This is a genomic window from Kribbella sp. CWNU-51 (assembly GCF_054073265.1).
The window spans coordinates 66,942-93,164 of record NZ_JBSXMZ010000022.1; the positions used below are offsets into that span (position 1 = coordinate 66,942).

A 26,223-nucleotide genomic window follows, 5' to 3' on the forward strand; every position below is an offset into this window, starting at 1 on the left:
TTCGACGCCCCTGTCACAGGAAGCGATCGAAGATGACATGTACGTCGGAATCGCGAGACTCGATGACCACGCGCGGGGGGCGCGGACGTCGACCTGCACAGTCAGCGGAACGAACGCTGAGCCGATGACGCCTGCGTTCCGCAGGACCGCGGCGTTCGGCGCTCACCCGTCATCGCGGGCGCGTAGAAGATGACCGGCTGGTCCAGGTGCGACGCAGGACGTCATGCCGCCTCGTCATGGCGATCGCCGGGCCCGGTGCCGATAAACGGCCGGGCCCTGACAGACACCCTTCCGGTACGGAGGAACACGACATGGCACCAGACATTTTTTCAACGAATGGCATCTCGCGACGCCGGTTCGTCGGCACGGTGGGCCTCGGACTGTCGGCAGCATCGGTCGGACCGTTGTCGGCCATGGCATCGCAGACGTCTGCGCCGCTGCCGGCGCAGACGAACGGCCACCCAGCTGTAGCCCCTCTTTTCAATCCGGATTACAGCAAGCTGATCGGTCGGTCCGATCTCACCTACACGGGAAGAATCACCACCGGCACCCAAGGAATGTCCGTCGCGAACGGACGGTTCGGTGGGCCCGTCTGGCAGAGCAACAGCAGTACGCTCGTCATGCAGCTGAACCACACGGACATGTTCATGTTCAACGATGCCTCCGCGGCCTCGAAGGACCACCAGAACTCCGGCGGCGGCGCCCTCGGGCGGATCCATGTCGGCTTCGGGACGGATACCGTCTTCGACAGTGCGACGAAGCAACATCTGTCGCTGTACGACGGCAAACTGAGCATCGACGGCACCGGAGTTCGCGTCGACGTCATCTCCGACATGGACTCAGATGTCATCGCGATCCAGATAACCGATGAACGCGCCACGCCCCAGGCGATCACCGTCGACCTGGCGATGCTGCGCGACGCGAACCAGATCTGGGGCGCCCACAGCGCGATATCCACCCTCACCACGGTCGCCGGCAAGGGACGCCCGTCGTCTCGAAACGACACGATCGTGCTGGAGCAGGTCGTTCAGGAAAAGTGCGACACCGGTATCACCGCCAATGACCACTACGTCAACACAGCCGTTGCAGCCACCGTGCGGGGCCGGCAGGTTTCCGGGGTCACCAACAACACCATCGGCAACCGGGCCACACTGCGGCTGAGTCTACCTGCACAAAAAGGCACCTTCACCGTCGTCGTCGGCGGCGACACCACCACGGACGCGCGTCGTACTGCGAAGACCAAGGCCGTCGCGAACGTCACCAAGTCCGTGGACTATGCCAAGATCCAGACCCGGAGTCAGGCCTGGTGGCGCGACTTCTGGAACGGGTCGTACGTCTACTTCCCAACGCAGTTCAACTATGAACAGCGCCGTAACTACTACATGTACCTGGCCGCCATATCGAGCCGGGGCTCCTACCCCTCGAAGTACAACGGCGGTATCTGGATCGGCGAGGAAGACCGCCGGGACTGGGGCAGCTTCTACTGGAACTGGAACCAGGATTGCCTGTATCAGCCGCTGTGGGCAGCCAACCACCTGGATCTCATGGAACCGTTGTTCAAGATGCGGCAGGCCAGCTACGAGCAGTACGCGACGGCCGCCCGGCAGATGTGGGGCAGCAAGGGCATCTTCATCGGCGAGACGAACGGCATCCTGGGCTGGGAGACGCTGCCGGACGGTATCGCGGACGCCATGCAGCAGTACTACACGTTCAAAACCAGCACCCGCACACAGGACTTCACCGACTTCACCATGCGGCGGAACAGGTTCCTGCCCCCGTGGAACTGGAACGTGTTCGGCACCAGCAACAACCAGGCGAGCTATGTCACGCACACCATGATGGCGACCCAGGAAACCGCCGAGTACTACTGGCGTGTCTACTGCTACACCAAGGATCTCCAATGGCTGCGAAAAGTTGCCTACCCCTTCATCAAGGGCGCAGCGGATCTCTACCAGTCCTATGATGGTCTGCGAAAAGAAGGCGACGGCAAGTATCACTTCTACAACACCAACCTGCACGAGCATATCTGGGCCGGCAAAGACGTGATCGATGACCTGTCCATGGCCAGAGGCGTCTTCGCGGCCGCGGTCAAGGCCTCGGAGCTACTGGGCGTCGACAAGCCGAGTCGGCCGCTGTGGAAAGACATCCGCGACAACCTCGCAGCGTACCCGTTGCGCTCCGACCCGAATGCCCTCTGGGCCGCCAGCACAAATCCGCCGCTGGCTACGCAACTCGCGACAGATGAGCCCGCATGGGCCCAGGGCCTGCGGCCGGCATACCTCATCAGGGACTTGCACGGAACCGAAAGCCCGATCTTCAAGATGCTCGAGAAGTTCGATGTGCTGAACCTGGAGACGAGAGATCAGGGTCTGGACAACGGCGATTGGGAGATCGCACTCAATACGTACCTCCACTCTCCCGGCTACCTGAACCAGGTGAAAAACCAGGTCATCGACCGGAACGGCTCCAGCCGCTTCCACGTCGACGCCGCCAAGCTCGGGCGGGCTGACGACATGGTGCAGATCCTGAATACGCAGTACGGCGTCTTCAGCACCTACGGTGTGTTCCCCAACCTGCTTTTCAACCAGCTGGACTACTACTCGGCCGAAGGCTACGGCACGTTTGCCGAAGCGCTGCAGCAGGCGCTTCACCAAAGCCTGAGCCCGACCCCGATAGCAGACCCGGTGATCCGCGTGTTCCCGGCCTGGCCCAAGGCCTGGGACGCCAAGTACAAACTGCTGGCCAAGGACGGGTTCCTGGTGTCTTCGTCGATGCAGTCCGGCGATATCCAGTACGTGGAGATCGAATCGCAGCTCGGTGAGACTGCCCGGATCAGAAACCCGTGGAATTCCGACGTGGTCCTGTACCGCAACGGCCGCAAAGCGGAAACGCTGATCGCTCCGGAGAACGGTCTGCTGAAGTTCAAGACCGACAAGGGCGAGAAGATCGTCCTGGTCAGGTCAGGCACGACGCCCAACCAGTACCGCACCTCCGACGTGGTCGAAGCGACTGCCGGCAACGCATCAAACGGAAGCTAGGGTCCCCGACAGGGATGTGGGCCGGACCGGCGTGGTGTCGCGATCGTCGCCCGCCGGTTCGGGCCACAGGGTTCACTGAGAGGTTGATCGGTGCACAGGGAAGTACACGGTGTACGGCTCGTCGCGAATCTCGGCGAGTGGCATGAAGCGCAGGCCGGTAGGTTGGCCGACGGTCCGGTATCTTCCGGGCTGCCACCAACTGTGGTGCCTCTCCCGGTCAGGGGTCAGGAACGACGCCGGTTCCGCGGGATCGCCGGACAGCATGGTCTCCTGTTCAGTCAGACCGGCCAGCACGACCGGGCCGTCGAGCAGAGCGACCATCTCCGGCCGGTCGGGCAATGGCACTGTGCGCAAGCCCGACGGCACAGTCAGCCGGATGCGTTGCCTGCTCCATGTCTGGGACAACACGATCCAGCCGTTCCGGACCTCGACCGAAACCGGCTTCCCGTCGATCTCGACCATCGGCGAACCCGTTGCCCAGAGCGGCACCCGGAGCCGCACTTCGAAACTGACCGGTCGCTCGCACCGTAGGTCGACGACGTGAACGTGGTCGTCCGGCCGACGGGGCGGCAACGGCCGCGACAAGAGCTCCTGGATTCCGGCGGCAGCGTGGGCGGTCTGTCGTTGACCGAGGGCGACGCCCTCGTCGGTGTCCGCCGTGATCGCGAGTTCGATGCGGCCGCCGAACTGGTCGGTCCAGGACGTGACGGACTCCAGGTACTGGCAGATCGTGATTCCGCGGTCATCGACGTACGTCGCCGCCTCGTCGACTGCGCTGTGCGCCTGCAGCAGGGTTCCGTGACAGCACCAGAAGTCTTCGGTCGGCCGCCCCCATTGCTTGTGGCTTCCGGTTGCCAAAGGCAAGAAGTACGCGGGCATGCCGGTGTCCGGGTGTTGCTGAGCCCAGATCCCGTTGACAAGATTTCGCTCCCAGTAGTCTCCGTAGCGGTGGTCTCCGGTCCAGCGGAACAGAACGGCGGCGAGGCGCATCAGGTTGTAGACGAGGCAGTGCTCCTGAACGGCGTGCAGACGCGCGGACTGTTCGCCGATCGGCTGCCACACCTCGGCGCAGCTACTGCCCCCGGTGCAGTACGTTCCGCGGGCGGTCACCGCGGAGTCCCAGAAGGTCTCGACGATGTCGCGCCAGCGTCGCTCACCCGTGACCTCCCATGCCCTGGCGGCCCCGAGAATCTCCGCGATCTGAGTGTTGGCGTGTTTGTTGGTCAGCACGTCGGCGCCGGCGAGGAGAGGTTCGAAGAATCGGCGCCGGTCGTAGCGTTCCAACAGATCCGCGGCGGTCTGATCGCCGGTGAACGACAGGAGATCCGCCCAGACCTCCAGCATGCCGCCCGTCTCGCGGTCGAGGATGTCGTCGAGCTGCTGCCGGGACAGTCCATCGGTCCAGGCGTGGAACCACGCTCCGAAGGCCGAGGCGACCTCGAGCGCCTGTTCGTTGCCGGCGATCCGGTACTGGTCGAGCAGGCCCATCAAGGTCTTGTGTAGGACGTAGTGCGGAGCCCACACCGCGCGACCCGCGGCCAAGCGATCGAAGTACGTCGTCGGAATCGAACCCGCCCACTGCCCGCCGTTCGCCCGCTGGCAGGCTGCGAGCTCGTCGACGATCACGGCCGCCCGGGCCGCCACCTCGCGGTCGTACTCACCGACCCGGGCCGCCGCCGAGAGCCAGTGGCCGAGGATGTGGCCGCGCAGCTCGCAGGTCGGCGATTCCCATCCCCAGTGCCAGGTCTCCGGACCATCGGGCGAGCCGCCGCCCACAGTCGTGCCCCAGGAGCCCGAATAGCTCCACAGACCGGCCTCGGCCCGATAGGGCCGCAGGAGGTTGTCTGCCGTCAGGCTGCGCAGGTAGCGAGCGTTCAGCAACCATCGGTCCCTGGCCGATCCGTCCGACAGTGTCGTTCGACCGCCTGAGGCACGTACCGTGCGCAGCATGTCAGCCGGCGAGCTCGATGGCCAGGCAGTTGGCCGCGTCGACCGGAGAGGCGTCAGGCAGCCGGACGACCAGAATGCCGTGCACCTGTTCAAAGGGAAGCTGGCCGTGGCCGAGGAGCCGGACACCGGTCACTGTCTCGTGACCTGCAAGGCTGCGAATCACCGCGCGTCCGTCCTTCGGCCAGGCCATCAGGAATGCGTAGACAGTGTTGTCCCGGCTGGTGAAGCGGACGTCCGAGTCTGTCCACCCCACCCGGTCTTCGGTGAATCCGTCGATGACGACACTGGACGGGCCCTCGCCGAAGACCCGGAACGGTCGCGTGCCGTGGATGCCTTCTCCGCACACCCGCATCCAGGCACCCATCTCGTCGAGGAGTTGCGTGCATTCGAGGTCCAGCGTGCCGTCCGGCAGCTGCGGTACGTTGAGCAACAGGTTGCCGTTCTTCGACACGATGTCGACGAGCATCTCGACCACGTGTCCCGCGGTCTTGTAGACATCGCGGACGTTGTAGAACCAGTCGCCCACCGACGTGTCGGTCTGCCAGGGCAAGGACTGGATGCCAGGCGTCTGACTCCGTTCGATGTCCATCAGACCGACCCGGCTCACCTCGGGCCGACGATCCTTCTGCTGGTACACAGCACGATTCGTTCCATGGATCCGCGCACTGGTGTTGTACAGATGAGCAACCGCGCTCAGACCGGGCTTGTAGTCGGCCTCGTCGAACGGGAGCGGGCCATCGGAGTACAGGAGATCCGGCTGGTACCGGTCGATCATCTCGGTGACTGCCTCGAGCCAGTGGGTGTGCCAGGCAGGATCCTGGGAGTACCACGGGTCCTGGAGCCAGTGGTCCTCCGCAGGCAGCAGACTGCTGTTGTCGAGGTACAGATCCCGGTTGGCCGGATCGGTCCCGTCGTACGGCACGCCGGCGAGCGGTCCGTGCTTGTCGCTGCCCTTGTTGACCGCGAACCAGGTCGATGCGGCGCCGAGATGCTCGGTGATCCCGAAGGGCAGCCCGCGCTCGTCGGCGGCGGCCTTCCACAAACCTACGATGTCCTTGCCCGGCCCGACCTTGACCGAGTTCCACGGATTCACCGACGACTCATAGTTGAAGAAGTTGTCGTGGTGGACCGCCTGCGCCACGAAGTACCGAGCACCGGCCGCCACGAACCGGTCCATCAACTCACCCGGATCGAACCGCTCCGCCTTCCACAGCCGTACGACGTCCTTGTACCCGAACTCCGACGGGTGTCCATACGTTCGCAGGTGATACCGGTACTGGTCCGATCCTTGCCGATACATGTGGCGCGCGTACCAGTCGCCGTACCGCGGCACCGACTGCGGTCCCCAGTGCGACCAGATGCCCAGTTTCGCGTCCCGGAACCATTCAGGGCACTCGAACGTGGCCAGGGACTCGAAGGTTGGGTCGAACGGCACCGATCGCTCCTCGTGGGTGATGGGAGGGCGGACCGGCCGGAGTGCTCCGGCCGGTCCAGGATTGATCTACTTGTTGGGCATCTTGTCGTAGGCGGTTTGCTGGATCTCGAGGTAGCGCTTGAGGCCGAGGCCGTCGAGACCCTTCACGTAGGCGTCCCAGTCGGTGTCGATGTTCTTCGAACCGGTGACGAACTGGAGTGCGTTCTGCTGCACGTAGCTGTCGATGTTGGTCTGCATCGTCGCGACCTCGTTGGCCAGGGACGGATCGATCCACACCTTCCAGTACGGGTAGATCTTGGCCTTGTCCTCGTGGCCGGCGTACAGCTTGGTCGCCTCGTAGAGCCGTCGCTCGTAGCCCGCCTGGGAGTAGAGGTCGGTGCTGATCGCCTCGGAGTTCCGGAACCTGGCCGTGTTGTTGTACTGCGCGAGCGCGCCCCAACCCGAGTTCGGCGGCTTGGTTCCGACCTTTTGCGGGATCTGCTTGAAGATCGGCGTCAGCGACTTGTCCAGCGCGACATCGCCGGTCGCCGGCTTGGTCCAGGTCTTGCCTTCGGTGCCGAACTGGCCGTTGATCTGACCCTCGTCGGTGAAGATGTAGTCGAGCAGCTTGATCGCCTGGATCTGCTCCTCCTGCGTCGCCTTGCTGGTCAGTACGAACGTCGCACCCGGCGCGCTCGGGAAGTTGTAGCCGGTGAAGTTCGCGCCGTCCGGCCCGGTCAGCGGCGGTACGGCGTCGTACTGCTTGTCCCGTCCGTCCGGCGAACCGGTCGTGACGAAGATGCCCGGGTGCAGCACGGTCGCGGAGCCGAGGACGACCGTTCCGGCGTGATTGCCCTGCTGCTGCAGGGCGTCCGGGTTCTGGGTGAAGGCGCCCTTGTCGATCAGGCCTTCCTTGTAGAGCGAATTCAGGTACTTCAGACCGGCCCTCCAGCCATCCTTGTTCGCCTGGATGTCGACCTTGCCGTCGTTCAGTACCAGTGTCGAGTTGTTGTTCCCGCTGGTGCCCTGCGGGTCGTAGATGAACGCGTTCATGAAGTACGGGATCAGCACGTCCCGCACGTCAGCACTGAGCGGGATCTCATCGGCCTTGCCGTTGCCGTTCGGGTCCTGGGTCTTGAACGCCTGCAGGACCTTGCGCATGTCCTCGGTGGTCTTCGGCTGCTCCAGGCCGAGCTTCTTCAGCCAGGCCGAATTCATCCACAGCTTGTCCTGGTACGTGCAGTGGAAGCAGTCGACCCACTGGGGTATCCCGTAGATCTTGCCGTCCGGCGCGGTCGCCATCGCCTTCCACTCCGGCGTGGCGTCCAGCGCCTTCTTGATGTTCGGCGCGTATTGATCGATCAACTGGTTCAGCGGTACGACGACACCCTGGGTCGAGAGCTTCAGCAGGTCGGTCTGGGTGAACTGGTCGACCCACGGGATCAGCAGATACAGGTCCGGATAGTCACCGCTGGCCAGCGAAATCTGCCGCTTCTCCTTGGCCGGGCCGCCGTCGAACGTCGTGTTCTGCCATTTGATGGTGAGGTTGAACTTCTCCTTCACAGCCTTCGTGAAGTCGTTCGTGGCCAGGTTCCAGTCGGCCGACTGCGGCGCGAACACATCGAGGGTGACCGCAGGATTCCCGGTGATCGTGGGCAACGGCTTACCCTGCTGATCGTCCGATCCGCCGCCACCGGAACAGGCGGCGAGCGTGAGTGCCAGGAGACTCAGGCCGGCGATCGCGGCACGCCTCCGCTTTGTGAACTGTACAGACATTAGGTCCCTCACAGGGGTTGAGGTGATGCGGAGGATCAGCCCTTGACGGCGCCGATCATGATTCCCTTGGTGAAATAGCGCGCGACGAACGGATAGATGAGCAGCACCGGGACGCTCGCCACCACGATCAGCGAGTACTTGAGCAGATCGGCCAGTTGCTGACGTTGCAGCATGACGGATGCGTCGACGGCCCCACCGCCGGTGGTGTTGAGGATCAGGATGTTGCGCAGGACCAGCTGGAGCGGGAACAGGTCCGGGTTCTTGAGATAGATCAGCGCGTCGAAGTACGAGTTCCACTGCATGATCGCGTACATCAACGCGACCACCGCGATCATCGGCTTGGCCAGCGGGATCACCACCGACCAGAGAAACCGCAGGTCACCGCAGCCGTCCAGCTCCGCGGCCTCGACCAGCTCCTCCGGGATCGCCGTCCGGAAGTAGGTCCGGGCGATGATCACCTGCCAGACCCCGATCGCCTGCGGGATGATCAACGCCCACCGGGTGTCCAGTAGGCCGGCCGACTGGACCACCAGGTACGTCGGGATCAGGCCGCCGGTGAACAGCATGGTGAACAGGATCAGCGTCATCACGACGTTCCGGCCGACCAGTGTGCGCCGCGACATCGGATAGGCGATCGCGATCGTCAGCGTGACACTGACGATCGTCCCGACCACCGTGTAGAACAACGAGTTCGCGTACCCCTGGAGGATCTGCGGGTTGCTCAGCACGGCCTGGTACCCACGGAGCGAGAACTCCACCGGCCAGAACAGCACCCGCCCCGACGAGACCGCCGCCGGACTGCTGAACGAGCTGGCGACGATGTACAGCAGCGGCAGCAGGACGACCGCGAAGAACACCGCCAGCAGCAGGTACACACAGAACAGGAAGATCCGGTCGGTCCGCGGCTCGCGGATCCGGCGTGCCCGCGCCGCACGGCGCTCGCCTCTCTTGCTCGGCAGCGTTCTCGCTTCAGTCTGAGCGCTCATGACCACAATCCGTTCCCGGTGATCCGCTTGGCGATCGTGTTGACCATCAGCAGCAGCACCAGGTTGATCACCGAGTTGAACAGCCCGACCGCGGTGGCGCCGCTGAAGTCCGCGTTCAGCAGACCCGTCTTGTACACATAGGTGGCGATGATCTCGGACTCGCTCAGGTTCAGCGGGTTCTGGAACAGGAACGCCTTCTCGAAGCCGATCGCCATGATGTTGCCGACGGCAAGCACCAGGATGATCACAGCCGTCGGCATGATGCCCGGAAGATCCACGTGCCGAATCCGCTGCAAGCGGCTGGCACCGTCGATCCGGGCCGACTCGTGCAGCGCCGGATCGATGCCGGACAACGCGGCCAGGTAGATCACCGCGGAGTACCCGGTGGTCTGCCACACGTCGGACCAGACATAGATGTGCCGGAAGTAGTCCGGGTTCCCGAGAAAGTCGATCGCGGGAACGCCGAAGAACCCGAGCCCCTCGTTGACGATGCCCAACCGCGGCGACAACACCAGGATCGTCATCGACACGACCACGACCGTGGAGATGAAGTACGGCGCGTACGTCACCATCTGCACAGTCCGCTTGAACACGCCGGTGCGGATCTCGTTCAGTGCCAGCGCGAGGATGATCGCGATCGGAAAGCTCGCCGCGACGGTGTAGACCGACAGGATGAAGGTGTTCTTCACCAGGGTCCAGAACACCGGGTTGTGGAAGAACAGGTCGAAGTTCTGCCAGCCCACCCAAGGGCTTCCCCAGATGCCCTTGATCACGTTGAAACTCTTGAACGCCAGGACCGCGTTCGACATGGGGATGTACTTGAAGACCGCGAACCAGATCAGCGGCACGACCATCAGCAGGTACAGGGTCCAGTGCCGTCGCAGGCTGCGCCGCAGCCCCTTGACACCGGGGCGCTCCCGCCCTCGTCGTCGCCTGGGCCGAGCTGGTGTCTCACCGGCCGGTGGCCGGATGGTTGTCAGGGTTGCCATGAAATCTCCTCGTCCGGGCCGGCGATCAGATCGCGCTCATGCGGTGACCGATTCCGGCGCTCAACCGGACCGGCACCCGGTCGTCACCGTGGCGTACGACCCGCTCCTGGTCCCGATCCGCGGTCAGGACTGCTTCGACGCCGCGTGGCGTCCAGGCGATGTCGACGGTGACCCCGCCACGAGCCCTCAGACCCGTCACCCGCCCGCTCGGCCATTCGGCGGGCAGAGCGGGCAGCAGTTCGATCTCGCCGGTATGACTGTGCAGCAGCATCTCCGCGATTCCCGCCGTCGCACCGAAGCTGCCGTCGATCTGGAAGGGAGGATGTGCACAGAACAGATTCGGGTAGACGCCCGCGCCGCTGCCAGGTCTCCCGGTCGCGGAGTCGTCCGCGGGCCTCAGGAACGCCAGGACCAGGCGGTGTGCCGCTACCGCATCGCGAAGACGTGCCCGCAGGTTGATCTTCCACGCCAGCGACCAGCCCGTGGCCTCGTCGCCCCGCAGGTCCAGCGTCCGTGTCGCCGCGGCCGCAAGGACCGGTGTGCTGTCCGGCGTGATCGCATCGCCTGGATGCAGACCGACCAGGTGCGACATGTGCCGGTGATGGGGATCTTCTTCGAGCAGGTCAGCCGCCCACTCCTGCAGCTGTCCGCGCGCACCGACCGATGGCTCGGGCAGCCGCTTGCGGGCAGTGGACAGCTCACCGACAAGGGGATCGACGACATCGAGCAGCTCGGCCGCCTGCTCGACCCGCTGGAAGAGGTCCGAGATGAGGGCCAGGTCCATGGTCGCCGACCAGGTCACCGATGCCGGCTGTCCGTCGTCGGCGATGTAGTCGTTCTCCGGTGACGTCGACGGCGCCGTACCGAGGGTGCCATCGGGTAGCTCCACCAACCAGTCGAGGCAGAACTCTGCGGCCCCGAGCAGCACGCGCCACGACTCGCCGAGGAACTCCAGATCGCCGGTGAACGCGTAGTGGTCCCACAGATGGCGGGCCAGCCATGCACCTGCCATCGGCCAGTTCGACCACCGCGGATCCCCCTCGACCGGGAACGACCAGCACCATGCGTCGGCGTTGTGGTGCGCGGTCCATCCACCACAGCCGTACCGTTCGCCGGCTGTCGTCCGTCCCGCCTGGGCGAGCTGACCGATGTAGCGGAGCAGCGGTTCATGACACTCCGACAGGTTGGTCGTCTCCGCCGGCCAGTAGTTCATCTCGGTGTTGATGTTCACCGTGTAGTTGCTGCTCCATGGCGGCCGCAGGATGTCGTTCCAGATCCCCTGCAGGTTGGTCGGCAGGCCACCCGATCGCGAACTCGCGATCATCAGGTAGCGGCCGTAGTTGAACAGCAGCGCAGCCAGCGCAGGGTCCTCGACGTCGGCCGCGCCCGCGACCCGCAGGTCGGTCGGCAGCTCACCATGCCCCGCCGGGCCGGCCAATTCGAGCGACGAACGACGGAACAGGCGCTGGTGATCCTCGCGATGATCAGCCACGAGTTCGCCGTACGCGCGATCGCGCGCCGCGAGCACCGTCTGATCCGCGGCGGCCCAGCACTCCGCCGCCGATCGAGTCGGTGAGGTCGACGGCCCGGCGTACCCGGTGCCGGTGGAGAGGATCAGGGTGACTTCGGTGGCGTCCTCGACCGTGAGCTCGGCTTCGACGGCGCGGATCTCCCCGTCACTCGACGCCCGCAGCGCGATGGCCGCTGCCATGCCGCGATCCGCGCCCTCGGAGTACCGAACCGGCTCCGGGACATCGCGATGCGGAGGAGCGACATCGGCCGGAGCCTGCAGCAACATTCCGAGCCCGTCCTCGACTGCGTGTGCTCGCGACTGCAGTTGCGATGTCAACCGGCACGTCAGTGCCAGTACCGGCTCGGACGCCGTCATTCGCACAACCAGAACACCGTCCGGCGCACTGACGAAGGCCTCCTGCCGCACCACCACTCCGCCGACCTCGAACTCCGCCGTTGCGGTCGCGGCGTCGAGATCGAGCTCCCGCCGGTACTGCGCGACATCGCCGGGCGCAGGCGTCGTGCCATCGACACGAACCTCCAGGAGGAGGTCACCCAACGGCAGGTACGCCTGGCAGTAGCCGGAGTGAAAACCGCCGGCCAACTCGTGCGCCCGGCGGATGTCGCCGGCCCTCAGCGCGTCGCGCAGAGTCTGCACCGCCTCGGCGCCGGTCGCACCGAGCGGAGTCGACAACAACCGCGCGGTCTCCGGACCGCCCGACCACAGAGTCTCGTCGTTCAGCCCGATCCGGTCCCTGCCGACACCCCCGAAACACATCGCGCCGATCCGGCCGTTGCCGAGCGGCAGCGCCTCCAACCACGATCCGGCGGGCCGGTCGTAGTACAAGCGCTGCACGCCGGACCGGTCCGAGCTCACCAGGTTGCCCATACTGCAGTCCTCCGTCGACAAGACGAGGTATTAATCCCACGAATTGCCGGGATCGTAGCGCTGTCGCCGCGATTGGTCCATACTGAACGCTATTGAACCAGCAGAAAGATCCCATCTCTATGGGACGGAGTGAGGGGCCGCCATGCCACGCATCACCTCGGTCGAGGTTGTCGACGTCCGCTTCCCGACGTCACTGACCCTCGACGGTTCGGACGCGATGAACAAGGACGGCGACTACTCAGCGGCATACGTCCTCCTGCACACCGACGCTCCGGGCCTGTCCGGACACGGCTTCACCTTCACCATCGGACGGGGCAACGACCTGTGCGTCGCGGCGGCCGGGCAACGTGCCCAGCCGCTGGTCGGTCGTGACGTCGACGAGCTCTGCGGCGACCTCGGCGGCATCTACCGGGAGCTGCAGTCGGACAGCCAACTGCGGTGGCTCGGCCCGGACAAGGGTGTCGTCCATCTCGCGTTGGCCGCGGTGATGAATGCGGTCTGGGACCTCGCCGCCCGACGGGCCGGCGTACCACTGTGGCGACTGCTGTCGGAGATGTCACCCGAGGAACTCGTCGAGGTCGCGGACCTGCGCTACCTGAGCGACGTCCTGACGCCCGATCAGGCCATCACCCTCCTGGCCGGGCAAGAAGCGGGCCGAAAGCAACGAACCGAGCAGCTCGAGGAATCCGGTTACCCGTGCTACACAACCTCCGCCGGGTGGCTCGGATACTCCGACGCCAAGCTGCGCAGGCTCTGCGAAGAAGCCGTTGCCTCAGGCTACAAACACGTCAAACTCAAGGTCGGCGCCGACCTGGACGACGACATCCGGCGCTGCGGCATCGCCCGTGAGGTGCTCGGTCCGGACGGTCACCTGATGATCGATGCGAACCAGGTATGGGACGTTCCGGAGGCGATCGAATGGGTCAAGGCGCTGGCCGAGTTCGACCCGCTGTGGATCGAGGAGCCCACCAGTCCCGACGACATCCTCGGTCATGCCGCGATCCGCAAGGCCGTGGCACCCATCGGCGTCGCCACCGGCGAGCACGGTATGAACCGGGTGCTGTTCAAGCAGATGTTCCAGGCCGGCGCCATCGACTACTGCCAGCTCGACGCCGCCCGCCTCGGCAGCGTCAACGAAGTACTCGCGGTCTACCTCCTCGCCGCCTGGTTCGACGTACCGGTCTGCCCGCACGCGGGTGGTGTCGGTCTGTGCGAACTCGTCCAGCACCTCGCGGTCTTCGACTACATCGCCGTGTCGGGCAGTCTCGAGCGCCGCGTCACCGAGTACGTCGACCACCTGCACGAACACTTCGTCGACCCCTGCGTGGTCCGGGCCGGAGCGTACGTGCTTCCGACCGCCCCCGGTTACAGTGCCGAGATGCACAGGGAGTCACTTCAGACCTACCGGTTTCCGGACGGCACCTACTGGTCGGCACGCGCGGAACAGGACCCGCTTCCATGACCCCCGGCAAGCTGGCCGAGAGATCTCGCACACCTGGCGTCTCGCAGACCGATGTCGTCGTCGAGGGCATCCGGCAGATGATCATCGACGGCCAGCTCCGGCCAGGCGACCGGCTTCCCGTCGAGAAGGACCTCGCCGCGGTACTGGGGGTCTCCAGGAATCCGCTGCGCGAAGGGGTCCGCGCGCTGTCGATGATGGGAGTTCTCGAGACCCGGCAAGGTGACGGTACCTACGTCACCAAGCTGGATCCGTCGATGCTGCTCGCACCGATCGGATTCGTCATCGACCTGCAGGACGGCAGCGGAACGCATCACCTGCACGCAGTACGCCGCGTTCTCGAGATGGAGGCCGCCGCGCTGGCAGCGCAACAGATCGCACTGGCAGAGCTCGAGGCCGCTGCCGAGCTGTTGCGTCACAACGAGGCCGAGCTGAGGCTCGAGGAGCCTAATCACGAGACCGTGATCGAGAATGACATCGCCTTTCACCGCATCATCGCGGACGCGGCTGACAATCCGGTTCTGGCAGCGCTGATCAACGCGCTGGGTGGACGGACGATGCGCGACCGGCTGCGCCGATCGATCACGCAGCCCGGCGCCGACGAGACGGCCCACGCGGAACACCTCTCGATCCTCGCCGCGCTGACGGCGCACGACCCCGACCGGGCCCGGATCCGCATGGCCACCCACCTGTTCACGGTCGAGGACTACCTCCTCGAGACCCGCCGCGGAACCGACGACAAGACGAGAGCTGTGGATGAATCTCCTGCGCTGGAGCAGCCCTGAGTTGACCCTGACCTTCGCTCTCGACCACGGTCCGGTGCGACTGATCGGCGTACGCGAAGCATCCCGGCCGGACAGCGAGGATCTTGTTCCCAGCCAGCCGTTGGTCGAGGTGTCCGCCGTCGGACACGGACTCTCGCCGAGCACCTACCGGCATGTCGACACCACCCTCGGGCAACAGTTGCGCTACGTCCGCCACGAGGAGACCGGGGCGACGTTGCGCATCGTCCAGGACGATCCAGGTACGGGTCTGCGCGTCACCAGCGTGTTCGAGGCGCGGGCCGGCGTACGTGCTTGGTCCGAAGCCTCGATGACAGGCCCGGGCACGCTCGAGCTCACGTTCCTGTCGTCCCTGGTCGTCGGCCTCCCATCGGTCGATGCCGAGCTGCACTCCGCTGCCAACAGCTGGATGGCGGAGAACCGATGGTCAGCCAGATCGCTGCGCTCTGAGACGCTGGCGGACATCGTCAGCGACGCGCACAATCATGTCGCCAGAAGCCGGCATACGGTGACGAACGCCGGCTCATGGTCGACCGGGGAGCATTTGCCCGTGGGCGTTCTCATGGATCGGAGCACGCCGTACGCCCTCGGGTGGCAGATCGAGCACAACGGACCGTGGCACTACGAGATCGGCGAAAGCCGGTACGGCGGCTACCTCCTGCTGAGCGGTCCGACCGACCAAGAGCACCAATGGAGTGTCGTGCTCACCGCCGACACGCCGTTCACCACAGTGCCCGTCTCGCTCGTCGCCGGGACGGACCGGGACAGTGTGTTCGCTGCCCTGACCCGGCAACGTCGCGCGATACGTCACCGGCGCCCGGTGGACGACCGGGCGCCGGTCGTCTTCAACGACTACATGAACACCCTGCTGGGCGATCCGACGACGGAGAAGCTGCTCCCCCTCATCGATGCCGCGGCCGAGGTCGGGGCGGACTACTTCTGTATCGACGCCGGTTGGTACGCCGAAGGCGACTGGTGGAACACCGTTGGAGCCTGGCAGCCGTCGGCCACCCGCTTCCCGAACGGGCTGGCCGAGGTGATCGACCGGATCCACTCCCACGGCATGGTTCCCGGCCTCTGGCTCGAGCCCGAGGTGATCGGCGTCCGCTCGCCGATAGGCCACGAACTACCCGACGACGCGTTCCTCACCCGGCGCGGCGTCCGGGTCGCCGAATCCGGCCGCTATCTGCTCGACCTGCGCAGCACCGCCGCCCGGGCGCACCTCGATCAGACCGTCGACCGGCTGGTCCGCGAGTTCGGCATCGGCTTCTTCAAGTTCGACAACAACACGATGACGGGTCCCGGCACCGACAAGCGTGGTACGTCGCTCGGCCACGGACTGCTCGAACACCAACGAGCACTTCTCCGCTGGCTGGACGATCTTCAGACGCGCCACCCCGACCTGCTGATCGAGAACTGTGCGTCGGGGGCGATGCGGATGGACTACGCGATGTTGTCCCGGCTGCACCTGCAATCGACCTCGGACCAGGAACATCCGTTGCTCTACGCACCGATCACCGCAGCCGCGCCGGCCGCCGTACTCCCCGAACAAGCCGGCCACTGGGCTTACCCGATCAGCGGCAGCACCCGCGAGGAATTCACCTTCGCTCTCGTCAACGGCATCCCTGGCCGCCTCTACCTGTCCGGCCACCTCGACCACATGACGGCTACCGAGATCGACCTGATCCGATCCGCCCTGGCCGCGCATCGCGCCATCCTCGACGATCTCGACACGCTCGTCCCCGCCTGGCCGCTCGGACTCCCGACCTGGACCGATGACTGGATCGCCCTGTCCCTCAACGGCCCAGATATCTCCTACCTGACCGTCTGGCACCGCACCCCAGGCCCGTCCACCATCACGCTTTCTCTCCCCCGATCGAGGATCGAGCCCCATTTCCCCACTGAGGACACCGACTGGACCTACAGCTGGAACGAGGACACCCTCACCGTCACCGCCAGCAGCCCCGAACCCTCCGCTCGAGTACTGCGCCTGACACGGTCATGACGCCCGAGGAGGTGCTGTGCTCTCCCGGACGGTCAGCGAGGTGGCCAACTCGATGCGGCTGGCCTCGCCGGATTCGCCGCCACCGTCGATGATCACCTGCACCGCCATCCGTGCCATGTCCACCAGGCGTTGCTGCACGGTCGTCAGCGGCGGCGTCACCCAGTCGCAGGCGGCCAGATCGTCGAAACCCACAACGCTGATGTCGTCGGGGATGCGCACACCGCGCGATTGCAGGGCCTTGTAGGCGCCGAAGGCCTGCAGGTCCGTTCCGGCGAAGATCGCGGTGGGCGGCTCGGCCAGGTCAAGCAACTCGAGCGCCGCGGCCCGGCCGCTCGGCGGAAAGTGGTCGCCGAAGCGCAGGAGCTCGGGATCCGGGGTGATCCCCGCTCGTTCCAGCGCGGCGCGATAGCCGCCCAGCCGGGCCTGGGTGCACAGCAGGTTCGGCAGGCCGGCGATCATCGCGATCCGCCGATGTCCCAGCTGGACCAGGTGTTCGGTCGCGGCGAGGCCGCCGGCCCAGTTGGTCGACCCTATCGAGGCGATGTCCGGGTCCGGATCGCCGATCGGATCGATCAGCACCAGCGGAACACCCAAGGCGTCCAGCCGCTCGCGCTCGGCGCTCCCCAGGTCGGATACCGCCAGCAGGACGCCGTCCGAGTGCCGGCCGGCGAGGTTGTCCAGCCAACGCTGAGTGTCAGCCTGAGCGCTGTGTACCGCGGAGACCACCAGGCCGATGCCGGCTTCTCGGCAGGCATCCTCCGCACCCCGGATGATCTCGACCGACCACGGCGTCGCCAACTCCTTGATGACCAGGTCGACCAGCCCTGCCCGAGGCTGCTTCCCGCTCGGCCGCCGCTGGTAGTTGTGCGACCGGAGCACCTCACGAACCCGCTCGCGGGTCTCCGGGGCCACCTCCGCGCGGCCGTTCAGAACTTTCGACACGGTCGGAGCCGAGACGCCGGCGGCTCGGGCGATGTCGGCGATCTTCACGCGGTCCGCCTTGGCCACTGTGACTCCCAACAGAAATTTTCGGGGCCCGTTCCGACATTTTACACGCGCCCGGTGTCGCCGCGTTTCCGCCGAAGGTCGCACCTTGGCGCGGCCGAGATCTTGACGCGGATCGAACCGAACCCTAGCGTTCGAGTCGAAAGATTCTGAAACTTTCACCCCGATCATCTGACGCGGCTCCGCGGGCCCATCCTCCGTCCGCGCCCCGCAACACAGGCGCACCACCCGATGTGCGCCTGCCCGCCGTCAGCAGTTCTCCCGTTGGCCGTGCCGCAGCGCGGTACGCAGTTGGAGAGGGTTTGTCATGAATCGTCGTTTCGCCGCCGACGTACCGCAAGAACTGTTCGAGTCGATGCGGATGGACGGCGCCTCCGAATGGCAGACGCTCATTCGCCTCGCGCTACCGCTGGTCCGGCCGGCCCTGGTAACCGTGGCCATCTACAACGGATTGAATGCCTGGAACGGCTTCCTCTTCCCGCTGATCCTGACGCAGAGCGAGTCCCGACGCGTACTCCCCTTGTCGTTGTGGGCGTTTCAGGGCGAGTTCACAGTGCAGATTCCGGGCATCCTCGCCGCCGTCGTGCTCTCGACCTTGCCGATGGTCGTCCTGTATGTGCTCGGGCGGCGGTCCCTCGTCACCGGCCTGACCGCAGGGTTCAGCCGATGATCCCCGGCGACCGGGTCGCGCTGAGCGTGTCCGGCAGCGAGTTGGTGACGCGGGCGGGGCAAGCAATTCGGCTTCGCGGCGTGGGTCTGGGCGGATGGCTCAGTATGGAGAGCTTCATCACCGGGTACCCCGCGACCGAGGAACTCCAGCGTCAGGCGCTTCGCGAGGTGCTGGGCGAGAAGGTAAACGACGCGTTCTTCGACCGCTTCTACGAGACCTTATTCGCCGACGCCGATGCGGCGTACCTGGCGTCATTGGGCCTCAACTGTGTGCGCGTGGCAATCAACTATCGGCACTTCGAGGACGACGATCGGCCCAGACACCTCAAGGACGAAGGATTCCGGCTGCTCGACCGCGCCGTCGACATCTGCGCGCGGCACGGGCTGTACGTCGTCATCGACCTGCACGCCGCACCTGGCTTCCAGAACCAGCGCTGGCACAGCGACAACCCGACCCATATCTCGTTGTTCTGGCGTCACCGCGACTTCCAGGACCGAGTGGTGCACTTGTGGGAGGCGATGGCGGACAGGTACCGCGACAACCCCTGGGTGGCCGGTTACAACCTGCTCAACGAACCGGCCGACCCGAGCGGCGAGGTCGTCGGCGCGTTCTACACACGTCTCCGTACGGCGGTTCGCGCGATCGACCCGGAGACGGTGCTGTTCCTGGACGGAAACCGCCATGCGACCGAGTTCGGTCTGTTCGGCGAGCCTTGGCCGAACACCGTGTACAGCGTGCACGACTACGCCCTGGCCGGCTTTGCCGACGCCGGCGACTACCCGGGGATCTCACGCGGCCGCTACGTCGACCGGGACACGATCGAGGCGAAGTTTCTGGAGCGCACACAGTACATGCGTGAGACCGGAACACCCATCTGGGTCGGAGAGTTCGGCCCGGTCTACTCGGGCAACCAGGTGCGGGACGAGTCCCGGTACCGCCTGCTTCATGACCAACTAGCGGTCTACGACCGGTACGGCGCCGGCTGGAGTCTGTGGACGTACAAGGACATCGGACTCCAGGGACTCGCGTACGCCGCGCCCGAATCGCCGTACCTGCGGCAGATCGCGCCGCTGCTGGCCAAGAAGGCACGACTCGGCGTCGACGCGTGGGGATCCGTGGACACCGATGTCCGGCACCTGCTCGACCCGATCGAGCAGACCTTCGACGGGGAGTTCCCGGACTTCGATCCGGTTCCGTTCGGCCGCCGCCAGTGGATCGCGACGCTGGTCCGGCACATCCTGCTCGCCGAACCGCTGGTCGACGAGTTCGCCCGCTCGTTCGCCGGCCTCGGGATCGAGCAGGTCCAAGAGCTCGCCGACTCGTTTCGGCTCGATCGCTGCCTGACCCGCGATCGGCTCGCCACCGCGGTACGGCTCCGATGAGCAGTCACGTGGTCCGAGCAGCACAGATTGACCCGTCCATACCAGCTTTGAGGGAAGGTTGAGGACCAGATGGACAGCACGTCTACCGAAAGCAGCGAGATCTCCCGCCGTACCGTGATCCAGGCCTCCATGGCAGCCGGTCTGCTGGCCGGACTGTCGGCCACCACCGGCACCACCGCGTACGCGGCCGATCCGGCGATCAGCGCAGGCATCGACGCCACGAAGAAGTCCGCCCCGATCCTCCCGTACGTTTACGGCGCGTTCATCGAGCACATCGGCACGCTCGTCTACGACAGTCTCTGGTCGGAGGTGCTGGCAGATCGGAAGTTCTACCTCGCGGTCGACACGCAGAGCCCCAACACCAGGAAGTGGCGGCCGGTGGGTCCGGCCGCCGATGTCACCATGGATACCAAGGACCCGTACGTCGGCGAGCAGTCGCCGAAGGTCGCGCTGAGCCGGTCCGAGACCCGCGGCATCAAGCAGACCGGACTAGGCCTCGCCGCCAGGGCGTACGTCGGCCGGGTGGTGATCGCGGGCGACCCGGGCACGCACGTCGTCGCGACGCTGTCGTGGGGCGACGGACCAGGACAGAGCCAGAGCGTGGCTCTCACGGTCAAGAAGGGCTGGGCAACGGTTCCGCTGCGGTTCGTCTGCCGCGCCGCGACGACGACCGGCAGCCTGGAGATCTCCGGCACCGGTACGGGCACGTTCCGCGTCGGCGCCGTGTCGCTGATGCCCGGCGACAACGTCAAGGGCTTCCGGAAGGACACCATCGACCTGCTCCGCGGTCTCGGCGGCTTCTGGCGGTTCCCCGGTGGAAACTTCGTCTCGGGCCACGACTGGCAGAACGCGATCGGTGACTCCGACCTGCGACCGACCACGTTCGACCCCGACCGCAACCAGGCGCAGTCCAATGACGTGGGCACCGACGAGTTCCTGGCGATGTGCGACCTGCTCGGCACCGAGCCGTACCCGTGCGTCAACACCGGATTCGGATCCGCCCGCGAGGCGGCCCTGCTGGTCGAGTACGTCAACGGCGCGCCCGACACCCCGATGGGTCAGCGGCGCGCCGCGAACGGCCACCACAAGCCATACGGCGTGAAGTACTGGGCCGTCGGCAACGAGATGTTCGGCTTCTGGCAGCTGGGCTACATGACGCCGGCGCATTACATGATCAAGCACAACCTTTTCGCGGACGCGATGAAGAAGGTCGACCCGTCGATCGCCATCGTCGCGGTCGGCGCCTTCCCGGCTAGCATGACGGTCCACCGACTGCCCTACTACATCGACCCGAGCACCCGGCAGATCGTGCAGCCCACGCCGGTGAAAGTCGAGTACGGCTCATTGACCGACTGGAACCACCGGCTGCTGACGAGCAGCTCCGGCAAGTTCGACGTCATCTCCGAGCACTGCTACGGGACCACCCAGCGTTTCGACCTCGAGCAGGGCAAGTACGTCGACGTGAGCCCGGCGGAGTCGATGGTGGACTCTTGCCGGCGGGGCGCCAACTACATCAAGTCCGTGCGTGAGAACTGGGAGCTGTACACGAAGGACTTCCCGGAGCTCGAGCAGAACCAGATCAAGGTCAGCATCGACGAGTGGGGCTTCCAGAAGGCCAGCGGGATGAAGCAGTTGTTCGGCCTGGCAATGATGCTGCACGAGATGTTCCGGGCAAGCGATTTCATCACGATGGCGGCGTACACCATGGGGGTGTCGTGGCTGTCGTACAACAAGACCGACTCGACGTACAGCGCTGCCGGTGTGCTGTTCAAGCTCTACCGGGAGAGGTTCGGAGTCACGCCGGTCGACATCACCGGTAGCTCGCCGGAGCCCGCGCCCAACTTCCCGCCGGGCGGCGACCAGCCGAGCGTCAATGCCGGAAGTCCGACCTATCCGGTCGACATGATGGCGACTCTCTCGGCCGACGGCCGTACGTTGACCGTGGCAACCGTCAACGCGACCGCCGATGCCCAGGACATCGACCTCTCGTTCAACGGCTTCAACGCCCGCCCGAACGGCAAGCTGTGGCGACTCACCGGCACCACCCTCGACGCAACAAACAGGGTCGGCCAGCCACCGCAGGTAACGGTCGCCGAGCTGGCCTTCGACACCCGCGCCAACGTCCTGTCCGCGGCGCCGTATAGCGTCGAGATCCGTTCCTTCACCCGAGCCTGACCCGAGCCGAACAAGTCTCGCCCCCCGTACGCGCGGCCCGGCCAACGACCGGCCGCGCGACCGGGGTGTCGGTAAGACCAAACGTATAGTTCTGCCTTAGGGCGCCGGGGCTGTCGATGCCGTTGAAGTCCAGATGCTGGCGGATGTGCGCGTTTCCGACATCTCGTGGCCGATGGTCGCCGGCTTGCTGACACGGCCGCCCATGTCACCGTGGAACACGTGCAGGTCGGTGCCAGGTTTGCGCGGCTAGCTCAGAATCGCGCAAACATAAGACGTATGCTGAAGCGATAGACTCCGCGTCTATGCACAGCGACCACCTTCCCGGCGCGTTCACGCAGCCGATGCCCACCCGTAGCCTGCGCACCGGCCACCACCTCACAGAGCTGGGCCTGGGCGCCGCGCAGTTCGGCAACCTGTTCACGGAGACGACCGACGAGCGATCGACGCGCGCCGTCAAGGCCGCGCTCGACGAAGGGATCCGCTACTTCGACACCGCACCCCACTACGGCCTGGGCCTTTCCGAACACCGCCTCGGACAGGCCCTGGACGACACCAACACTGACGTCCTCGTCTCCTCGAAAGTGGGGATCCTGCTGGTAGAGAGCCCGGAGACGGAAGATCGGCTCGACGACGACGGGTTCGTCGTACCTGCGACGAAGCGGCGGGTCCGGGATTTCAGTCGCGACGGGATCCTCCGTTCCGTCGAGCAGTCACTCGCGAGACTCGGCAGGAACCACATCGACATCGCCTATCTGCATGGTCCGGACGACCATTGGGAGGCGGCCTCCTCCAGCGGGATCACAGCCCTGATTGAGCTCCGCGACCAAGGAGTTGTCGGCGCGATCGGCGCGGGCATGAGCCAGTCGGCGATGCTGGCCGAGTTCGTCCGGCAGACGGACGTCGACGTCGTCATGGTCGCCGGGCGGCTCACACTCCTCGATCAGTCAGCGCTTGACGACTTGCTGCCCCTCGCCCAGCAGCGCGGTGTCGGCGTGGTCGCTGCGGCGGTCTACAACTCGGGCCTGCTGAGCACTGCGACGGTGGACAGCTCGGCGCCTTACGACTACCGGATTGCACCGAGAGCCGTCGTTGAACTGGCCACCCGCGTCGCCGAGATCTGCGAACGGCACGGTGTCAGCCTTCCCACGGCCGCCGTCCAGTACCCTTTGCGTCATCCCGCGGTCGTGTCGGTAGTCACCGGAATGCGCACCGAGCAGCACGCGCGGAGTACGGCGAACCGGTACCGGGAGGACATCCCGGAGGCGCTGTGGGAGGAGTTGCACTCGAGCGGTCTCGCACCAGATCCCGCCCGGACGAGCTAGGCACATCCACGGCGTACGACCTCTTGTCGCAAACATCATACGTATGCCAACCCTGTTCCACGGTATCGACGCCTACGTCACCGATGCCAGGATCCTCCACAACGAGATCTCCGACGTCCCGTACGACGGCATCGACACCGGCTACGGCTGGGGCATCAACGACGCCGGCGGGTCCAACGACTACGTGGACCGCGGCTACTACAACCGGAACCCGCTGTACACGACACCCACCACGCTCAAGGACAACCGCGTCGAGGGCAACCTCGTGCACAACACGAAGGCGCGCTTCGCCGACGGCGGATCGGTCTACAACCTGTCGGCGAGCCCCGGCACGGTGGTCAGCAAGAACTACAGCCTGTTCAACATCTCGGGCATCGGCCTGTGGTTTCGCCGAAGACAACCACCCGACTTTCGCCGGCGTGGATCAATGTACGACGTGTGTCCGGCAGTGTGACGAGGATCTGCACACCGAGGACGGATCACTGCACCGGGATCCACCTGGATCCTGCAGCGGCCGCCTGATCCAGCCACGCGGCGACAGTGCGGTCGAGGTCATCTTTGCGACTGGTCGTCCCAACGGATGACGCGCATCACGGCCCAGCACCAATTCCTGGGCTTCTGCGGCGTGACAGCCGCGAACAAAGCAGACCGCTGTGTGGCTCCTGCGCACCTCTTTACGCACCTCAATCAGCACGGAACGACGCGTACCGATGAGAGCTGATGCGTCCATCGAAACCGCTGAATCGATTATCTACAAGAGATTTTGATTGCTAATGGCAATCGATGGTTAACCTGGGTTGGAATTCAGCGGGTTCGGGGTTCGAGTCCCTGGCGGCGCACAAGAGCCCAGGTCACAACAGTGTCCTGGGCTTCGTCGTGTCTACAGCGTCCCCTTTACGTCCCTCTTTGACACTGCGGCGCCCCAGCATGAGCAGGCGCCGTCCCTCTTCGGCCTCGACCAGGTCGCCTCTTCGACCTTCATCTGACCGTAACTATGCGTCACATCACACTGCTTCGAGGCAAAGGCCTCCGGTTGTGAAGTGGAGCTGTCTAAGGAACCGCTTCACCGACCAGGAGGCCTTCGTGCCATACGCTGACGCGGCCTTCGACTCCGTGGCACACCTGCGGTTGGCGCGCCTGATCGTCGAGCAGGGCTGGACGTACTCCGCGGCGGCGGTGATGTTTATGGTCGCCCCGAAGACAGCCCGCAGGTGGGCTGATCGGTAGCGGCCCGAATGCGCGGGCGGGACGGCTGAACGCAGTTCGCGGCCGCGGCACTGCCCGGCCAAGACTCCGCCGCAGGTGGTGCGCCGGATCGTGCGGTTACGGTGGCGCCAGCGGCTCGGACCGTGCAGATCGCCGGCCGGCTCGGTCTGGCGGCCTCCACCGTCCACGCCGTCCTGGTCCGGTGCCGGTTGAACCGGCTGTCTGTGATCGACCGGGTCACCGGCGAACCGCTGCGCCGCTACGAACATGACCACCCCGGCTCGCTGCTGCACGTCGATGTCACCCCAAGTTCGTTAACATCCCCAACGGTGGCGGCCACTGGTTCGTGGGCAGACAGCAAGCAAACTGCACCGCGAGGCCACCGCCAAACGCGCCGTTCCGGCCCGAACGGCCCGAGCAGATCGGCTGCCAGCTCAACCACCCGCCCAGTGTTGCCTTCGGCAAGCGACTGGCGCCACACCGAGCGCGCCGGATCCGTTACCGGACGATCTCAGCCAATCTGTCAGATCGCCAGGGACGTCGCTACGAGGACTTCTTCGATAGGCGCATGAGTGCCCGGTACCTCTTCGTGGTGGCCCTGGGCACCGACTACAACATCTTGATGGTGGCGCGCCTGCGGGAAGAGGCACGGGGGCTCGAGCCACGGCCCGCAGCGGCCAAGGCGATCGAGCATGCCGGTCCGACAGTCGCGGCCGCCGGCCTGATCCTCGCCGGCACCTTCGCCTCGCTGATGCTCGCCGAGGGCACGTTCTTCAAATCCTTGGGCTTCTCCTTCTCCATCGGCATCGCCATGGCCGCGTTCGTGATGGCGCTCTTCCTGACCCCGGCGCTCACCGCACTCATCCGACACGCCGCGTGGTGGCCCGGCCACGGAGACCGCGCCACCGACACAATCGAGGAGCCCGACGAGGCGCACGCCCTCGAGAGCTGATCCGACCGGAATCGCTCTGGGCAGCTGTCAGGGCACCGTTGCGTTCTACGATCGCCGGGCATACAGGCCCGGGGGTGAATAGTCGGCTCAATCAGCTCGCGAGTCCGAGCTCCTCGAATGCGCTGGCCAGCCCGAAACCGGCGCGGCGTCGACTCCCAACCCGTAGTGACCACGGCGCAGGTTCTGAGTCTTGATCGTCAATGGCGCCCCGCACAGCGTCCAGTCAGGTTCAAGTCCATGAGGTCCGTTTCGCTGGATTCTGGCCATCTTGGTGCTCGCGAAGACGTCTGCGAGTTCGCGGAGCGGTTAGAGGGCGGCCAGCGTGATGCGCCGCGTCCAGATCGCTGTGTATTCCTTGATCAGTGTGCAGGCCATGTCTTCCTGCAGGCCAGCGGCTTCCACCTTCGCAACCGCGAGTGGCTGGCAAGTCTGGAGACCGCCCTGTGGGCGTCGCTGGCAGCCTCGATCGCCATCGCACGCTGGGGTGAGCTGTCAACCGGACCCTCGATCACCAGGGACGCGCTCATCCCGATCTGGATCGTGCTGCTCCCCGGAATCATCATCAACCTCATACTCCTCACCCGCGCGACCGCCCCCGACAAACTGGAGGAGCGCCCGCGGGCAACCAACGCCGCCAGCTAACAGCCGCCCATGCTGGCGGCATTGGCCGGCCAACCAACTCGTCCTAGTGCTGCCCCAGCTATGGGCGTC

Annotated in this window: 17 protein-coding genes and 2 pseudogenes; 12 read left to right on the plus strand and 7 right to left on the minus strand. The window is 65.5% G+C overall.

The features are described from left to right. Window positions 1–311: 311 nt before the first annotated feature. On the plus strand, window positions 312–3,038 hold the full coding sequence (locus tag ACXC9Q_RS23135; RefSeq protein WP_457058727.1) for a glycosyl hydrolase family 95 catalytic domain-containing protein: 2,727 nt from the start codon (window positions 312–314) through the stop codon (window positions 3,036–3,038). A gap of 72 nt (window positions 3,039–3,110) precedes the next feature. Here the strand turns inward: ACXC9Q_RS23135 and ACXC9Q_RS23140 are convergent, their stop codons facing one another. The 6 genes from ACXC9Q_RS23140 to ACXC9Q_RS23165 all read right to left on the minus strand — a co-directional run bounded on the left by ACXC9Q_RS23140 (window position 3,111) and on the right by ACXC9Q_RS23165 (window position 12,554). Continuing rightward, the gene (locus tag ACXC9Q_RS23140; protein WP_457058728.1) at window positions 3,111–4,988 is read right to left on the minus strand and encodes a beta-L-arabinofuranosidase domain-containing protein; all 1,878 of its coding nucleotides are present in this window, start codon (window positions 4,986–4,988) and stop codon (window positions 3,111–3,113) included. Between the two features lies 1 nt (window position 4,989). Continuing rightward, window positions 4,990–6,423, minus strand: a complete 1,434-nt coding sequence (locus ACXC9Q_RS23145; protein WP_457058729.1) for an alpha-L-fucosidase — start codon at window positions 6,421–6,423, stop codon at window positions 4,990–4,992. 66 nt (window positions 6,424–6,489) lie between these two features. Continuing rightward, window positions 6,490–8,178, minus strand: a complete 1,689-nt coding sequence (locus tag ACXC9Q_RS23150; protein WP_457058731.1) for an ABC transporter substrate-binding protein — start codon at window positions 8,176–8,178, stop codon at window positions 6,490–6,492. Window positions 8,179–8,213: 35 nt separating this feature from the next. Next, window positions 8,214–9,164, minus strand: a complete 951-nt coding sequence (locus tag ACXC9Q_RS23155) for a carbohydrate ABC transporter permease (protein ID WP_457058732.1) — start codon at window positions 9,162–9,164, stop codon at window positions 8,214–8,216. Next, window positions 9,161–10,153 (minus strand): ABC transporter permease, encoded by a 993-nt coding sequence (locus ACXC9Q_RS23160; protein ID WP_457058733.1) that lies wholly within the window; start codon window positions 10,151–10,153, stop codon window positions 9,161–9,163. Before ACXC9Q_RS23160 ends, ACXC9Q_RS23155 begins: the two co-directional genes overlap by 4 nt. A 25-nt stretch (window positions 10,154–10,178) precedes the next feature. Further along, the gene (locus tag ACXC9Q_RS23165) at window positions 10,179–12,554 is read right to left on the minus strand and encodes a glycoside hydrolase family 95 protein (protein WP_457058734.1); all 2,376 of its coding nucleotides are present in this window, start codon (window positions 12,552–12,554) and stop codon (window positions 10,179–10,181) included. Window positions 12,555–12,696: 142 nt separating this feature from the next. Here ACXC9Q_RS23165 and ACXC9Q_RS23170 point away from each other — a divergent pair, with 142 nt between their 5' ends. From ACXC9Q_RS23170 to ACXC9Q_RS23180, 3 genes are read left to right on the plus strand one after another with little or no spacing between them, the layout of a single operon-like run. After that, entirely contained in the window at window positions 12,697–14,016 is a 1,320-nt protein-coding gene (locus tag ACXC9Q_RS23170) for an L-fuconate dehydratase (protein ID WP_457058735.1), read from the plus strand. Further along, a complete protein-coding gene (locus tag ACXC9Q_RS23175; RefSeq protein WP_457058736.1) occupies window positions 14,013–14,798 on the plus strand; it encodes a FadR/GntR family transcriptional regulator in 786 nt (261 codons plus the stop codon). The genes ACXC9Q_RS23170 and ACXC9Q_RS23175 overlap by 4 nt, the downstream gene beginning before the upstream one ends. Then, window positions 14,770–16,800 (plus strand): glycoside hydrolase family 36 protein, encoded by a 2,031-nt coding sequence (locus ACXC9Q_RS23180; RefSeq protein WP_457058737.1) that lies wholly within the window; start codon window positions 14,770–14,772, stop codon window positions 16,798–16,800. The genes ACXC9Q_RS23175 and ACXC9Q_RS23180 overlap by 29 nt, the downstream gene beginning before the upstream one ends. Here ACXC9Q_RS23180 and ACXC9Q_RS23185 read toward each other — a convergent pair. Further along, complete coding sequence (locus ACXC9Q_RS23185) at window positions 16,795–17,808, minus strand: LacI family DNA-binding transcriptional regulator (RefSeq protein WP_457058738.1); 1,014 nt, start codon at window positions 17,806–17,808, stop codon at window positions 16,795–16,797. The genes ACXC9Q_RS23180 and ACXC9Q_RS23185 overlap by 6 nt on opposite strands. Window positions 17,809–18,112: 304 nt before the next feature. On the opposite strand from ACXC9Q_RS23185, the gene ACXC9Q_RS23190 reads away from it, so the two are divergent. The 8 genes and pseudogenes from ACXC9Q_RS23190 (at window position 18,113) to ACXC9Q_RS23225 (ending at window position 26,154) form a co-directional block, all read left to right on the plus strand. Continuing rightward, window positions 18,113–18,475, plus strand: a complete 363-nt coding sequence (locus ACXC9Q_RS23190; RefSeq protein ID WP_457058739.1) for a carbohydrate ABC transporter permease — start codon at window positions 18,113–18,115, stop codon at window positions 18,473–18,475. Further along, the gene (locus tag ACXC9Q_RS23195) at window positions 18,472–19,857 is read left to right on the plus strand and encodes a glycoside hydrolase family 5 protein (protein WP_457058740.1); all 1,386 of its coding nucleotides are present in this window, start codon (window positions 18,472–18,474) and stop codon (window positions 19,855–19,857) included. The genes ACXC9Q_RS23190 and ACXC9Q_RS23195 overlap by 4 nt, the downstream gene beginning before the upstream one ends. 69 nt (window positions 19,858–19,926) lie before the next feature. Further along, complete coding sequence (locus tag ACXC9Q_RS23200) at window positions 19,927–22,032, plus strand: hypothetical protein (RefSeq protein ID WP_457058741.1); 2,106 nt, start codon at window positions 19,927–19,929, stop codon at window positions 22,030–22,032. Window positions 22,033–22,373: 341 nt separating this feature from the next. Further along, the gene (locus tag ACXC9Q_RS23205; protein WP_457058855.1) at window positions 22,374–23,354 is read left to right on the plus strand and encodes an aldo/keto reductase; all 981 of its coding nucleotides are present in this window, start codon (window positions 22,374–22,376) and stop codon (window positions 23,352–23,354) included. A 43-nt stretch (window positions 23,355–23,397) separates the two neighbouring features. Beyond that, window positions 23,398–23,808, plus strand: a complete 411-nt coding sequence (locus ACXC9Q_RS23210; protein WP_457058742.1) for a hypothetical protein — start codon at window positions 23,398–23,400, stop codon at window positions 23,806–23,808. Window positions 23,809–24,437: 629 nt separating this feature from the next. Then, window positions 24,438–25,002 (plus strand): annotated as a pseudogene (locus ACXC9Q_RS23215) (leucine zipper domain-containing protein); the annotation flags it as partial. 138 nt (window positions 25,003–25,140) lie between these two features. Further along, window positions 25,141–25,512: pseudogene (locus tag ACXC9Q_RS23220) on the plus strand (MMPL family transporter); the annotation flags it as partial. Between the two features lie 237 nt (window positions 25,513–25,749). Continuing rightward, window positions 25,750–26,154 (plus strand): hypothetical protein, encoded by a 405-nt coding sequence (locus tag ACXC9Q_RS23225; RefSeq protein WP_457058743.1) that lies wholly within the window; start codon window positions 25,750–25,752, stop codon window positions 26,152–26,154. Window positions 26,155–26,223: the final 69 nt, after the last annotated feature.

What these genes read in the sequence shown, in the direction of transcription:
- ACXC9Q_RS23135 (WP_457058727.1), top strand. Translation starts at nt 312, where the DNA reads ATGGCACCAGACATTTTTTCAACGAATGGCATCTCGCGACGCCGGTTC.
- ACXC9Q_RS23140 (WP_457058728.1), bottom strand. Translation starts at nt 4,988, where the DNA reads ATGCTGCGCACGGTACGTGCCTCAGGCGGTCGAACGACACTGTCGGAC.
- ACXC9Q_RS23150 (WP_457058731.1), bottom strand. Translation starts at nt 8,178, where the DNA reads ATGTCTGTACAGTTCACAAAGCGGAGGCGTGCCGCGATCGCCGGCCTG.
- ACXC9Q_RS23155 (WP_457058732.1), bottom strand. Translation starts at nt 9,164, where the DNA reads ATGAGCGCTCAGACTGAAGCGAGAACGCTGCCGAGCAAGAGAGGCGAG.
- ACXC9Q_RS23160 (WP_457058733.1), bottom strand. Translation starts at nt 10,153, where the DNA reads ATGGCAACCCTGACAACCATCCGGCCACCGGCCGGTGAGACACCAGCT.
- ACXC9Q_RS23165 (WP_457058734.1), bottom strand. Translation starts at nt 12,554, where the DNA reads ATGGGCAACCTGGTGAGCTCGGACCGGTCCGGCGTGCAGCGCTTGTAC.
- ACXC9Q_RS23170 (WP_457058735.1), top strand. Translation starts at nt 12,697, where the DNA reads ATGCCACGCATCACCTCGGTCGAGGTTGTCGACGTCCGCTTCCCGACG.
- ACXC9Q_RS23175 (WP_457058736.1), top strand. Translation starts at nt 14,013, where the DNA reads ATGACCCCCGGCAAGCTGGCCGAGAGATCTCGCACACCTGGCGTCTCG.
- ACXC9Q_RS23180 (WP_457058737.1), top strand. Translation starts at nt 14,770, where the DNA reads ATGAATCTCCTGCGCTGGAGCAGCCCTGAGTTGACCCTGACCTTCGCT.
- ACXC9Q_RS23190 (WP_457058739.1), top strand. Translation starts at nt 18,113, where the DNA reads ATGAATCGTCGTTTCGCCGCCGACGTACCGCAAGAACTGTTCGAGTCG.
- ACXC9Q_RS23195 (WP_457058740.1), top strand. Translation starts at nt 18,472, where the DNA reads ATGATCCCCGGCGACCGGGTCGCGCTGAGCGTGTCCGGCAGCGAGTTG.
- ACXC9Q_RS23200 (WP_457058741.1), top strand. Translation starts at nt 19,927, where the DNA reads ATGGACAGCACGTCTACCGAAAGCAGCGAGATCTCCCGCCGTACCGTG.
- ACXC9Q_RS23205 (WP_457058855.1), top strand. Translation starts at nt 22,374, where the DNA reads ATGCCCACCCGTAGCCTGCGCACCGGCCACCACCTCACAGAGCTGGGC.
- ACXC9Q_RS23210 (WP_457058742.1), top strand. Translation starts at nt 23,398, where the DNA reads ATGCCAACCCTGTTCCACGGTATCGACGCCTACGTCACCGATGCCAGG.
- ACXC9Q_RS23225 (WP_457058743.1), top strand. Translation starts at nt 25,750, where the DNA reads ATGAGGTCCGTTTCGCTGGATTCTGGCCATCTTGGTGCTCGCGAAGAC.